The sequence below is a fragment of the Pseudomonas savastanoi genome (assembly GCF_020917325.1).
Lineage (GTDB): Bacteria > Pseudomonadota > Gammaproteobacteria > Pseudomonadales > Pseudomonadaceae > Aquipseudomonas > Aquipseudomonas amygdali.
Window position 1 is genome coordinate 5,334,262 of sequence record NZ_CP076652.1, and the last position, 12,076, is coordinate 5,346,337.

General features: G+C 59.9%; 13 protein-coding genes. All 13 read right to left on the reverse strand.

What is annotated here, in order from left to right:
* Positions 1 to 355: 355 nt before the first annotated feature.
* The 13 genes from KP808_RS22830 to KP808_RS22890 all read right to left on the reverse strand — a co-directional run bounded on the left by KP808_RS22830 (position 356) and on the right by KP808_RS22890 (position 12,033).
* Positions 356 to 865: a lysis system i-spanin subunit Rz gene (locus tag KP808_RS22830; protein WP_005733294.1), complete on the reverse strand. Its 510-nt coding sequence runs from the start codon at positions 863 to 865 to the stop codon at positions 356 to 358.
* Positions 862 to 1,407 carry a glycoside hydrolase family 19 protein gene (locus KP808_RS22835; RefSeq protein WP_058408572.1) on the reverse strand — a complete coding sequence of 182 codons (546 nt, stop codon included), beginning with the start codon at positions 1,405 to 1,407 and terminating at the stop codon, positions 862 to 864. The genes KP808_RS22830 and KP808_RS22835 overlap by 4 nt, the downstream gene beginning before the upstream one ends.
* Before the next feature lie 112 nt (positions 1,408 to 1,519).
* On the reverse strand, positions 1,520 to 2,065 hold the full coding sequence (locus KP808_RS22840) for a tail fiber assembly protein (RefSeq protein ID WP_057403247.1): 546 nt from the start codon (positions 2,063 to 2,065) through the stop codon (positions 1,520 to 1,522).
* A 10-nt stretch (positions 2,066 to 2,075) separates the two neighbouring features.
* Positions 2,076 to 3,950 (reverse strand): phage tail protein, encoded by a 1,875-nt coding sequence (locus tag KP808_RS22845; RefSeq protein WP_230016951.1) that lies wholly within the window; start codon positions 3,948 to 3,950, stop codon positions 2,076 to 2,078.
* 10 nt (positions 3,951 to 3,960) lie between these two features.
* On the reverse strand, positions 3,961 to 4,560 hold the full coding sequence (locus KP808_RS22850) for a YmfQ family protein (protein WP_230016952.1): 600 nt from the start codon (positions 4,558 to 4,560) through the stop codon (positions 3,961 to 3,963).
* The gene (locus tag KP808_RS22855; protein ID WP_057403244.1) at positions 4,548 to 5,588 is read right to left on the reverse strand and encodes a baseplate J/gp47 family protein; all 1,041 of its coding nucleotides are present in this window, start codon (positions 5,586 to 5,588) and stop codon (positions 4,548 to 4,550) included. Before KP808_RS22855 ends, KP808_RS22850 begins: the two co-directional genes overlap by 13 nt.
* A complete protein-coding gene (locus tag KP808_RS22860) occupies positions 5,578 to 5,976 on the reverse strand; it encodes a phage GP46 family protein (protein WP_004663819.1) in 399 nt (132 codons plus the stop codon). The genes KP808_RS22855 and KP808_RS22860 overlap by 11 nt, the downstream gene beginning before the upstream one ends.
* Complete coding sequence (locus KP808_RS22865; protein ID WP_004660748.1) at positions 5,973 to 6,485, reverse strand: phage baseplate assembly protein V; 513 nt, start codon at positions 6,483 to 6,485, stop codon at positions 5,973 to 5,975. The genes KP808_RS22860 and KP808_RS22865 overlap by 4 nt, the downstream gene beginning before the upstream one ends.
* On the reverse strand, positions 6,482 to 7,609 hold the full coding sequence (locus KP808_RS22870) for a phage baseplate assembly protein (RefSeq protein ID WP_004660747.1): 1,128 nt from the start codon (positions 7,607 to 7,609) through the stop codon (positions 6,482 to 6,484). Before KP808_RS22870 ends, KP808_RS22865 begins: the two co-directional genes overlap by 4 nt.
* A 3-nt stretch (positions 7,610 to 7,612) precedes the next feature.
* The gene (locus KP808_RS22875; protein WP_005758015.1) at positions 7,613 to 8,998 is read right to left on the reverse strand and encodes a DNA circularization protein; all 1,386 of its coding nucleotides are present in this window, start codon (positions 8,996 to 8,998) and stop codon (positions 7,613 to 7,615) included.
* Entirely contained in the window at positions 8,995 to 11,262 is a 2,268-nt protein-coding gene (locus tag KP808_RS22880) for a phage tail tape measure protein (RefSeq protein ID WP_230016954.1), read from the reverse strand. Before KP808_RS22880 ends, KP808_RS22875 begins: the two co-directional genes overlap by 4 nt.
* Positions 11,263 to 11,392: 130 nt before the next feature.
* Positions 11,393 to 11,689, reverse strand: a complete 297-nt coding sequence (locus KP808_RS22885) for a phage tail assembly protein (RefSeq protein WP_003316280.1) — start codon at positions 11,687 to 11,689, stop codon at positions 11,393 to 11,395.
* Complete coding sequence (locus KP808_RS22890) at positions 11,686 to 12,033, reverse strand: phage tail tube protein (protein ID WP_122258504.1); 348 nt, start codon at positions 12,031 to 12,033, stop codon at positions 11,686 to 11,688. The genes KP808_RS22885 and KP808_RS22890 overlap by 4 nt, the downstream gene beginning before the upstream one ends.
* Positions 12,034 to 12,076: the final 43 nt, after the last annotated feature.

Consider the following 12,076-nt stretch of genomic DNA (forward strand, 5'->3'; position numbering starts at 1 on the left):
TCACTCATGCATCCCCTCGTCAGCCATAAGGCCGGGGGACGGAGAAAAACATCACAAAATCGAAGGCATACAGGTACGGGTCCGGCAGGGCCGGCAAGGAAATAGTCAGGCGCGCCAACGCCAACGGGCGTGAGCCTTGATAACGCGCATCAAGAGTTTGCTGACAGTCGTCACGGAAGGGGTCTCATCGGTACGTTTCGGGACATTAGCGTACCGAACCGACCGGTGCAATATGAATGTACCGGGCTGCGCCGATTGAAAAGCGGTTAAAGGCTGAAAAGAGGGCCGCGCCTCCTTGTGGAGGCGGGTTTCAGGCAGGGGCACGATGGCCAAAGGTGGGGTGCCGGAGGGAACATCAGTGCGCAATCTCGCGCACGTAGGCCTGGCAGGCCTTCAAAGCGATCAATCCCTGATCGCCGTAGTCGGTGATGGCGACAATTCGTCCAGCAGCCGCTGGGTCAAGTTCGCCTCGCGAGCTTCCATGAACCACGCCGCCGGAACCGGAGGCGGTTGGCATTCCATCGCCACCGGTGGGGCTGGCAAGGAGGACTGACAGCCGCAAATCAGCGGTAGCCAGACGATCACGCAAGCGAGCCTGAGAAGTCTGTGCATCGCTCAATTCCTTATGAATGGTTGTATCGTTATCTTGCAGACGGAGTTCAAGCGCCCGCCTTCGCGCTTGTTCAGCGTTCTGCCAGTCGACGACCGCCAGCGCCGCCTGCTCGCGCTCTTGCTGCCAAGCCAGCGTTTGCGTAGACAGTTGCAGACCATAGTGAGCCGCCTGCCACTGCCAGGCGGCCCATGTACCCAGCCCTGACCCAAGCACGAATGCGAGGATCAGGAATCGCATATCCAGCACTTTCACGGCAGCACCTCCAATGCCCGCTGGTAAAGCGCCTGCCGATCTGCCAGGCCATTGGTGCCTCCGTTGATACGCCGGGTGATCATCAGAAAATCCCCCTTGTCTGCCAGCGCGTTGAGGTTGGCACGGTCCCAGAACCACGCTGCCGACATGGCGGCATGCTCCGGCTGTTCAAGCAGTTGCGGCTGGCGCAACAAGTCCAGCCCCAGCGCCTCCCCGCACGCTTCGTAGTTAGCCCGCCCCGTCACCTGAATCAGCCCGCGCCCTCGGTACAGTTGACCGTCGCCATCTGCCTCTGGCGTGTTGCCCAGACGCAGCGCCAACTGCCCGGTGTCGTACTTGGCCAGATAGCTGTCGCTACCCAGCTCGCGCACATAACGAAGCTGCCCGGATTCATGCCCGATCTGAGCGATGAACCCAGCGATACGCAGGCGGGTGTTGATGGTGTAGCGGGTCATGGCGGTGTTGAGAGCAGGAACAAAAACGCCGGCTTTAGGGCCGGCGTTGGGGAGGATTTGCAGTAGTTGTTGCTGGTTGATAGGCATCGGTCCTCCTATTAGGGGTTACAGGACTAACCCGCCCCCTGAGTCGATAAAGTTCCCCTGTTTAAAAGCAAGTTGAACGGCAGATAAAACAACGCCCCGTCAGTGCGGGGCGTTATGGCTTGGGCAGTTCGTCTTCACTTACGCCTATTGATAACAGCGGTGCTGCAGACGGTTTAACATATACAAATGGCGTCGCAGGCGGCACCGGCCAATCGAACGACATTGGATAGCCTGGCAATGTCTCGAGTTGGGCAAGTTGCACTCGATACAGGCGTAGCGCGTCGAGCTCGGCGTTTACAGCAGGCAGTGATTTACGCTGATCGTCAGTGGCCATATCCAACGTTATGGCATCTTGCAACATATCCAGATCGGCAACCAATCCGTTGATTTTCGCAGTGACCTCGGCCGAGTAAATACCACGCTGGCACATCACCTGCGCCTGAACCATCTGCTCGGTGGGTTCGAGAATCTCGCCAAACTCGCCTGCAACTGCACGGTTGAAAAGATCTACACCGTGTGGCTCAGGGTCATGGGCAGAGGCACCAAAAGGCACCTCACCGAAAACATCCTTTGTTTCCTCGAAAATCACCGACAGGACGATGGAGGTATGGGCCAGATCGGACCAGCGAGGATTTCGTGCACTTATTACTGTGTTCATATAACTACCTTTATCCAACTCGTTGAAAGAGTGTACGTTCGCTGCCCGAAAAAGCGCCGTGTGCACGCCAGGTGCCTCCGCCAATAAGGCCAGAATTGTTACCGGCACCATCGCTACCGTTTGTAGAGCTATAGATCAGGTTGGTGCCGGATACCATGCCTCCCTGATTAACCAGCCCTTGGGAATTGATGACACGTGCAAATGCATAAGAGCCGATGCCACCGAGCCCCAGTGCGGCAACTTTTGCGGGCAAATTCTGATCGTTGATCATGTCGCCAAAGTCAGAGCTGTCGACCTGAAGGCGCAAACTACCGGCACCGTTGTAGCCAAGGCGAACCTTGTTAGCGGACATGTTGGCACCGCCGCCCTGCTCGACTGGCGTGTAGCCAAGACGCGGTTGCAGGTAATAGACCTGACCGTCAGAGGCTCTGCGCATATAAGGCAGGTTTACGTCATTACCGGCAAAGCCGAGAACAGTTATGGAGTCCGCTGTGGGTCGCTGCGCATCACGAGCATCCGTCTCGGCCTTGGTATAAGCATCGGTGATGCCATATGCAGCAAGCGTGGTGCCCCAGTTGGCCTTGCCGTTGGGATCAAAGTTAGCCGCATACCAAACGCGTCCCAAATCGGTAGCGTCCACGGTCAATTTGAGGCCGTTATCAGACCAGCCTATCTTCACAACGTTATTGGATTGACCTGTGCCTGTACCTTGCTGGACGGGCGTGTACCCCAACTTTGTCTGAAGCCAGCTAATAGCAGAGTCTGCAACACGCCGCATGTAGGGCTGCCCTAGATCTCCACTGCCCAGCCCTACATAAGAGATAGCGTCCGCCAACGCCCTACTGGCCAGTCGCGTATCCACTTCACTTTTGGCATACACCTCAGCCTTGGTGTAAGCGTCAGTAATTTTATAAGACGCCAGCGTAGTGCCCCAGTCAGCTTTGGTGGCTGGATTAAAGTTGTTCGCATACCAGATATTGCCAAGATCAGTAGCATCGACCATCGCCTTGAGGCCGTTATTCGACCAGCCGATCTTCACCTTGTTGTCGAGCTGGCCTGTACCACCGCCTTGTTGTACCGGAGTAAAACCCAGGTTCGGTTGCAGGGAAACCAAGGCGCCATCGGACTCACGGCGCATATAAGGCGCATCAGGCTTGTTATTGGAAAGACCTACATGCGTGATGGAATCACGCAGCGGCCGCTGAAGATCGCGCAGATCGGCCTCGGCCTTGGTATACGCATCCGAAATACCATTACCGCTAAGTGTTGTAGGGTTGCTCCCCTCTTCCACCTGCCCGAACTTATTGACCTTGACCCGGGTGTAATCACCCGCAGCAACACCACTGCGTCCCAATAGACGCTCGAACGCAAGGTCAGTTGTACCCAGCACCGGCACTGTCGTATTGACCAGTTGCCATACGGTGCCCGCGTTCTTCGTGCCGGCCTGCACCGGCACCAGATGACCCGGCGTGCATTCGGTGCTTTCGTTCGCATCCTGCGCACGAGCCCAGGCGCCTGCCGCGGCCACGTAAATCCAGTTCTGCGACGCAGTGTCCTGATTCTTGACCAGCACCCGATCACCGGCCACCAGCGTGACGTCATCAATGGTCTGCAAACCGCTCAGCCCAATGGAGACTGTCGTGGCGCAACGCACTGCTTTCTTATAGTCAGATGCGGCGAGCCCGAGAATGGCCCTGTGCAATTGAGTGACATCTTCCTCATTCGGCACCAGGCCAGCGCCGAGGATGACGTTCAAAATCTCCTGCGTCACCGAATTCCCCCATGCCGCAGGGATCAGCGAGCCGGGTGTGCCGGTTGCCGGGTTTTCATCTACAAACTTGCCGCTTGCCAAGCCTACGCCTGGCACACTCTTGGGATAATCCACGTTGTGTTCCTCAGTTGAAGTTAACGAATTCGACGCTATGCGCCGGTGCAGCTCGACGGATCAAACATTCGATAGCGAGCCCGGGGTTGACCCCGAATCGCTCTCCCCAGTAGCTGGCCCCGAAGCGCCGCCCCAGCCGCTGGCGACCGCCGGTGTTCAGGGTCCACATGAACTGCGCGTTCCAGGTGCCGAAGTGCGCCTGGCCAAAACGCGAACGCCCCATACGGGGCGCTCGAAATTCGGTGACGGTGGCGTCGGGGTAGCCCTGGCTGACGGCAATGTCGATGTAGAACGCTACGTTCTGCCCTCCTGTTGCCACCAGCCGCTGGCGCACTGACAAGCGTCGATCTGCGAACAAGGGTTTGAGCCCCAGGCACGGATCCGGCAGGTTCATGACCCGCTCCCAGTCCGGTACCAGTTCACTGACGGTTGCAGGGTCCATCTCGTTGAGCAGGTCGAACGCACGGCCATCGATGCGTGCGAACTCGCGGGACAGGCCGGTAATGACCTGCTGCAATTCCGGCACCCGCTCCGGATCCCACGCGGGACCGGGTGGCAACAGCGCCTGCAGTTGTCCGGCGTAATGTTCGGCAGTTCTTATGACGACCATTGAATACCCCCGAACGTGAGCAACTGGTTGGCCGCAGCAGTAACGTTGGCCACGGGTGAAACCAGCACATGATCGGTTTCGCCGGTCGCGCGGCTGATGGCCTCGGCGATGTGCGTCAGCAACAGAGTTTCGCCCAGTCCGCCCTCACGGTTGTGCAGGTCCAGTAGCTGAGCCTCGACCGCTGATCGCACGGCAGAGGTATCAGGCGTGAGCCGGATGGTGTAAACCACCGGCTTCTGCACCGGCGCCAGCACATACACGTCTGCCGTGACCGGACGCAGCGGCTCGATATACGCAGCGACCGCAGCCAGCTGCTCGGCGTCAGGAATGGGATCGGCCTGGTCGTCACGCATGAAGAACACCGCCACCGTCCCCGGCCCCATGAACCGGCGCACACACCAGGCGCGCGTCACGCCCGGCACTTCCAGCGCCCAGGTCACGTAATCATCCTGATTGCCGCCATGCGGGATGACCCGGTAGGAGCGCACGACACGCGCACGTAACGACTCGATACTTTCCTGCGAGATGCCGCCGGAAAGTCCGTCGGCAATGACGGTGAAGGTGCTGTCGATGCCTTCGACCGGTTGCACCGCAGTCATGACCAGACCGGCATCCGCATTACCCAGAACACCGGCATCGACTGCTTCGACCGTGGTGGTGTTATTGCCCGCAACCGTGGTGACGCCTTTGGTCACGCGGTAGAAGCGTCCATCACTGAACTGCAGCACAGTGTCCGCATCCAGCACCGCGCCGGCTGCAGCGGTAAAGCGCACCGTGCCGGTAGCCGCCTGTGCCACCTTGCGCGGCTGCCTCAGGCGCAGGATGGCCTGCCGCTCGAGGGTCTCCTCGTCGGCGGTGTCCGGCAGAATCTGGTCGGCGATCCAGTCCTGATAGCCGTACAGTCCGTAGGCCGCGCCGCTGTGCGCACGGGACAATACCCGAGCATCGGACTGACGCAGCGCTTCGTCGGCGAGGTCGACCTGGGTTCGGTTGATCAGCGCCGGTAACGTAGGTGTTTCAAACGGCATAAATCACCTGCCACTGTTCAGAAGGGTTGAAGCGCACGATCTGACCGTCCGAAACGACCAGCTCGACGCCCAGGTTCAGGCGATTGCTCTGAACCTGTTCGGTAAGGATGTTGATGTTGCTGACCTGACCGTCGTCGATCAGCCAGGCAAGCGCTTCGCGCGCATAGAACTCGGCGTCGCGCTGGGTCTGCGCAGTGAGCCGGACCCTGCGCAGCAGCCACAGCCTGGAGCCGATACGGTCATTGGCCTGTGCCGGGTAGGTGTCGCCCCACCAGCCATAGCGCTCGGCATCGTCGAACGGGTCGTCCGCTTCGGCACGCCGCCAGGTGAACAGGCTGATGACCACCGAGCGCAGCAAGGACGCCTGCAGAGAGCCTTCAATAATCATCCGGCACCTCCAGCGGGCGGTCCGCTCTGGCCGTTACCTGCCTGAACACCGCCATGCAGATGGCTGATCTGACTGATGCCAGCGGCAAGCTGGTCGCCTTTGGAAACAATCTTTCCGGTCTGGGTGATCTGCGGTGTGTCGAAGTTCACCGCTACCGCGGCCTTGATGTTCAAGGTGTCGGTTTCAATGTCGATGACCTTGCCGCGCTTGAGGTGAATCTTGTCGCCCTCGTCGGTGTAGATCGCTACTTCGCCCGACTCCAGGCCCTTGAGGCGATAGCGCCGGTCGGCCACTACCAGCAGCAGACCGTGCGACCGGTCGCCACCAATGAAGGCGGCGATGCCCTCGGCGCCGGCCAGCGGGTTGCTGGTGAAGCCATAGGGTTCGAAGTGCTCCATGTCGTCCTTGACCTCTCCGGCGGTGAGGCGCATTTGCAGCGCCTGCATTTTGCTGCTGGCCCTGGCGAGCACCACCGTGCCGCGCACCAGCATGCGATTGAGTAAGCTCATGAGGTTGTTTCCTCGTCGATGGGCAGCAGCCAGGAGTAAGCGTCCTGATTGACCTGCACCTTGCTGCGCTTGTTGGGGTCACCTGGCTCGGCCTGGAAACCTTCAGGCGGACCGACCACCAGTGTGGTGATCGTGCCTTGGTCGCTCAGCGAGTAGGTCACGGCTGAAATCAGCATGTTGCGGCTTGTGAAACCGATGACCGGATCAATCACCCGGACCATGGTGTTGTGCCGCCAGAGCGCCCCGTTGGACTGCCGCCAGCCCTGGACCTTGTAGGTGGTGAGCAGTGCCTTGCCGGCCCGCTGACCACGCTCCCAATTGGCGCGACTCAGGGCGAGCTTCGGTGTGATCGGCGCATCCTCATGAACGACCAGTACGCGAAGACGCTTTTTATGCGCGGGGTCGTCATGCCGGTCATCCGTGACTTCTGCCGAGACCTCCGACGACTCCTTGCCGAACGTCTGGTCATTACCGGTCTGTTGACCAATGACCCGGTATTCGGAAAAAAGCCCGGAAAAGTCCCGCGCGATGACGGCGCTCAACACATTCTTGCCGAGTTCGAGCGCGTCTGCGCTCTGCCCGCGACTACCCGGCCTGGCCAGCACCACATTGCCGTATTCGTCATCGGTGGAAAAAATCCGGAACAGGGTCAGCAGCCGGTCAATGGACTTGAACACGGTTTCGGCAGGCTCGATGGTGTGATCGGCCATCTTCGAGGTCTCCGGTATTTCGCTGATCACCGACAAACCATAAGGAGCAGCCAGCGCTTCAACGATCTTCAACACCCCCACCTCCTTCCACTGGCTCGGCCTGTTGATGGCCGAGCAGTCGATGAGGTCGGCGGTTTTCGAGCGTCCGGAAATCTTTAGCGTGATTTGCTTGCCGTCATAGCTGATCGGCGCGGCAAACACCCAGCCGGTCAGAATCAACTCGCCGCCGATACGTACTTCGCACGCTGCGCCGGGCGTGATCGGATGCGAGATTTCAGTGCCCGGCCACTGCCAGGTAATGCTCACGTCAAAGCTGCGCGCCTGACGTTCGATCCCGGCAGAGATTTCCACCGACTTCCAGCCGGCATAGTCGTGCTCGTCAACCGTCAGGGTGACAACGTTAGGGTCGATCATGGGTCACTCCTGTGCGATCTTCAGCGTGCCTGGCGGTACGAAACCCGGGTGGGCCAGCCGATTGCGCTGCACCATTTCCTGCGCCCGGCTGGCGTCACCGAATCGGCGATAGGCCAGCACCAGCGCGGGCAAAGGCTCAGAGACCTTCATGTCCACCAGACGTACACCGGAGGCCGCCACCGCGTTGAGGTGCCTGATCAACGCCTGACGCAACGTGTTGAGCGCCAGGTAATGTTCGGGATCGGCTTTCAACGACGCTTCCCAGATGGCCGAACTCAGCGTGTCGCGCAGTTCGATGACGTCATCGGCAACCGGCACATCCACGCGTTGCAGGGCTTGCGTCACCTGCTGATCAAGCGAGGGCACCACGTTGAGCGGCGTGACCGTCGTCGCAATCGGCATGCTCGCGACGATTCTCGCCACCTTGACCAACAGCGCATCCTGAACCAGGTTGGCAGTGGCCTGAGCCGTCACACTGGTATCACGACCGCTGCCCTGGCTGACCAGATTGATACCGGACACCGCCTCTGCCTGTTGTGTGGCCTCGGAAATCACAGACCGGTAATCGACCGTTTCAACAGAGGACGCTCCACCGTTGCCGCTGGACCTTGATGCAATGCTGTTGGACGTGCCGCCGCTATTGCCGCTCGCGGAAGCGCTTGCTGAACTGCCGGTGACCGAGCTGCCGGAACTGCTGGTGCCGCTCGCTCTTCTGGCTCTTTGGCTGTCACCGTCGAAACTGGCGAAGAACGTGGTAAACAGCGTGCTGACCGTCAACGGCGCATTGACCAGCGAATGCACCAGCGCGGTGACATCCGAATAGATCGCCATAAACGGTACGAACTGCCGCTGAATGGTCGCGAACACACCCGACAGGGCGCTGCGCAGCGCCTGAATGTTGATACGTACCGCGTCCACTGTGGCCATCACCGAGCGATAGCGCCTGAGCGCCGAATCCAGCAGGCTCTCGGACGCGCCCAGCAACTGCCGTCGCGTATTGAGCGTCGACACGGGAAACTTGAGCGGGTTGGCCGGATAGAATTTCAGGTCCAGCCGGACGAGTCCGCCTTCGCTCAGGTTGTGTGTCACGCCGCACTCGCCAACCTGAACCTGCACGCGACCCAGCCAGGGATGTACCAGCTCGCCGGCACCTTCCTGCTCCAGTGCCTGCAGCAGTCTGTCTCGCTGTTCGAAACAGTCGGGACCGACAATGAACCCCGTCAGCGTATGAACTTTCGACTGTTTGCCCAGCGACTCGAAATAAGGCTCGTCGCGCTGTGGAAACTCATGCAACTGCCCCTTGCGGCCTGCCGGGACGACGGCTTTTTCAATGAAAAAACCGACGCCCCGAAAAGACGCTGGCAGCAGGCTGTCACGCCATGTACTCATGATCCGGCTCCTGCACCGAGGGTTCGATAACCGACGTTTGGCGATATCGTCAAACCCGGCTGGTTGGTTTGCACTTGCCCGGCGCGCATGCCCGGCGGCGCGTTTTCAAAGCGAATGTTGAGCTCGCCTTCAAGTCGCGGGCCGGCCCCAGCTGCGCCCTGTTGCAACAACAGGCTGCCGGGCGCCAGCGGGGTGGGTACGCCGAGCAATTGGCTGGTCGGCGGCACGCCAGTGGCCTGATTGAGCAACTGCTGATTCATGCGAACGTTCTCGACGGCACCGGCCGCCAGAAACGCACCGGTCCCGCCGCCCGGGCCTGCATTGCGTATCCGCTGTTCTTCCGCGAACTGATTGGCCTTCTCGGTCGCCCTCTGCAGCACGGTCTTATCAGTGTCGCCACCAAACCAGCTCATGATCGGTTCGATGAATGGCTTGATGTCCGCCCACAGACCTGCGAACCAGGTTTTGATCGGCTGCCAATTCTCGATGACCATGCCCAGCGGCGAAAAACTGAACAGTGTTGCCAGCACATCGGTAAACGGCTGCGACTCGGCCTTGATGGTTTCCCATAGCCCGGCGAAGTACTCGGAGATTGGCTGCCAGTTGGCCACGACCATGCCCAACGGCGTCCAGGCGAACAGCGTCTGCAGGAAGTCGAAAAACGGGGTTGCCAGCGCCTTGATAACGTCCCAAAGCGCAGCAAAGAACTCGGACAGCGGCTGCCAGTTGGCTGCGATCATGCCCAGCGGCGTCCAAGAGAACAGCGTCTGCAGGAAGTCGAAAAACGGCGTGGCCAGCGCCTTGATAACGTCCCAAAGCGCAGCAAAGAACTCGGACAGCGGTTGCCAGTTGGCGACGATCATACCGAGCGGCGTCCAGGCGAATACCGCCTTTAGTACGTCCCAAAGCGCCATGGCCGGCCCACGAATCGCTTCCCAGACAGCTTGAAAATAAGGCGCGACGGTCGACCAGTTGGCAATCAGAAGACCTGCCGCCAGCGCCAGGCCGCGCACGATCAGGGCCAGCGGTGACAGGCCCATCACCGCGCTAAGTACACTCATGGCGGTCGTCGCGGTCATGACCGCAACTTGCAATACACCGAACGCAATCGCAGCGGCCACCACACCCTTGATCACGCCAGGGTGTTCGGCCGCCAGCGCGGCGACCTGAGAAATCATCGGCCCGATCACGGCCATTGCTTCGTTCATCGCCGGCAGAAACATACTGCCGATGTTGATGCCCAGACGATCGACACGGTTGGTCATCTCTTTGATGGCCGTGGCCGTGGTCTGGGAGTTGTCTGCGAACTCCTTCTCGATGGAGCCGCTGTTTTGCACTCCCTCGCCGACCTTGGCCAGGTTGGACCTGAGCACATCCAGATTGGCCAGCAGTGGCGTGATAGCACCCAGCGATTCGGCACCGAACAGTTGCGTGATGACATCCGACTGCTTGCCGGGGTCAACACTGGAGACCGCCGTCAGAACCTTTTCAATGGTCCCGGACGGGTCACTCTGCATGCCTTGGGTCAGCTGATTGACGTCGAGCTGCAACGCCTCGAACGCCCCGGCTTTCGCCGCGCCACCTTCGGTCAACGACTGCATGAATCGCTTCATGCCGCTGGCGGCCACATCGGCCGGCACATCGACGCTTGCCAGGGTTGCGCACATTGCCGCCAGCTGCCCGGAGGCCATCCCCGCAACCGGCCCGAGCGGGCCCATTGCAGTCACCATGGTGGCGATTTTCTTTTCCAGGTTGTTGCCGCCGAGCACATTGATCTTCTCGGACAGCGCCGCGACTTGCGGTTGGGTCATCTGGAACGATGAGCGCCACGAGGCCATCATGTCGCCCGACTCGGCCGCCGTCTGATCGAATGCGACACCCATTTTCACGGCATCGCTGGCAAACCCGGTCAGTTCTTCACGCGGTACATTGGCCTTGGCACCGGCAGCAACAATCGCCGCGATGCCATTGGCGCTTTCCGGCAGCCGTTCACTGAGATCCAGAATATCGGACCCCATCTGCTGGAACTGCTGCGGTGTTTCAAAGCTTACCGAGCGTTTCACGCCGGCCATGCTGGTCTCGAAACCGATCGCTGCCTTTACCCCGGCAATCAAAGGCCCCGCCAAAGCGTTGTCCGTGACTGCCTTGCCAAGGTCTATGGCCCCCAGACTGGTCTCGAGGCCTTTGACATTGTTGCGGATAGTTGCCAGCGTTGGAGACAGCTGGTCGACGCCGGTAATCAGCGTCTTGATAGTGTCTGCCATCACTCCCCCTGCAGGATCTGGTTGATGCGTTGCGTCTGCAAGATCGACTCGGTGATGACGTCCAGCTGCCTGGACATCATCAGTTCGGGATCGGTCTTCCAGAAATACGCGAGGTCGTAAACGACGGCGATCAGTCCTTCGAGGTCGCTGATGCCGCTGCCATGAAAAAACTCGCAACCTTCCAGCTCAGCGTGTTGATGTCGCACAGGTCCATCTGATTGACCGACGAGGGCGGGATGCCGGCGCAGACGGCGATGTACTTCGCCGCCACGTCCAGATCCAGGGAAACTTCCTCGTTCTTGTCGATCCTGTACGGCAGAGCCTTGATGGCCCGCGCTTCCTGCGCCGTAGGGCGCCGGAAGGTCAGTTGCGAAAGGGTTTCGCCGTGCGCTTCGATCGGGCTGGCCAGGTCGATGACTTCACTCATTGCCAGCTCCCCTGATTGCCGTCGAATCTCAGCTCGATGGTGCCGTCGTCAGCCTTGCTGATCGGCTCATCGACCAAGTAGGCGCCGGACAGGACGTAGGTCTTGCCGTTCTTGAATTCACAGGTGATGGTCATGTCCACACCGGTAGTGAGCAGCTTGAGCGGCAGATCCGCGGTATGCACGGCGGTGAATTTCAACCAGGCGGCCTTTTCGGTTTCCTTGTAGTAACCAGGCACGACGGTCTCGCGCTTGATGTTCATCAGAGGCGCTTCGCCGCCGCCGCTGATGGTCAATTGGGTGCCATCCACTTTGATGTAGCAGGTACCCGCAACTTTCTGACCCATGTTGTTTATCTCCAGAATGAAAAAACCCGCACGAGGCGGGCTT

What these genes read in the sequence shown, in the direction of transcription:
- KP808_RS22880 (WP_230016954.1), bottom strand. Translation starts at nt 11,262, where the DNA reads ATGGCAGACACTATCAAGACGCTGATTACCGGCGTCGACCAGCTGTCT.
- KP808_RS22860 (WP_004663819.1), bottom strand. Translation starts at nt 5,976, where the DNA reads ATGATTATTGAAGGCTCTCTGCAGGCGTCCTTGCTGCGCTCGGTGGTC.
- KP808_RS22885 (WP_003316280.1), bottom strand. Translation starts at nt 11,689, where the DNA reads ATGAGTGAAGTCATCGACCTGGCCAGCCCGATCGAAGCGCACGGCGAA.
- KP808_RS22835 (WP_058408572.1), bottom strand. Translation starts at nt 1,407, where the DNA reads ATGCCTATCAACCAGCAACAACTACTGCAAATCCTCCCCAACGCCGGC.
- KP808_RS22855 (WP_057403244.1), bottom strand. Translation starts at nt 5,588, where the DNA reads ATGCCGTTTGAAACACCTACGTTACCGGCGCTGATCAACCGAACCCAG.
- KP808_RS22890 (WP_122258504.1), bottom strand. Translation starts at nt 12,033, where the DNA reads ATGGGTCAGAAAGTTGCGGGTACCTGCTACATCAAAGTGGATGGCACC.
- KP808_RS22850 (WP_230016952.1), bottom strand. Translation starts at nt 4,560, where the DNA reads ATGGTCGTCATAAGAACTGCCGAACATTACGCCGGACAACTGCAGGCG.
- KP808_RS22875 (WP_005758015.1), bottom strand. Translation starts at nt 8,998, where the DNA reads ATGAGTACATGGCGTGACAGCCTGCTGCCAGCGTCTTTTCGGGGCGTC.
- KP808_RS22865 (WP_004660748.1), bottom strand. Translation starts at nt 6,485, where the DNA reads ATGAGCTTACTCAATCGCATGCTGGTGCGCGGCACGGTGGTGCTCGCC.
- KP808_RS22870 (WP_004660747.1), bottom strand. Translation starts at nt 7,609, where the DNA reads ATGATCGACCCTAACGTTGTCACCCTGACGGTTGACGAGCACGACTAT.
- KP808_RS22840 (WP_057403247.1), bottom strand. Translation starts at nt 2,065, where the DNA reads ATGAACACAGTAATAAGTGCACGAAATCCTCGCTGGTCCGATCTGGCC.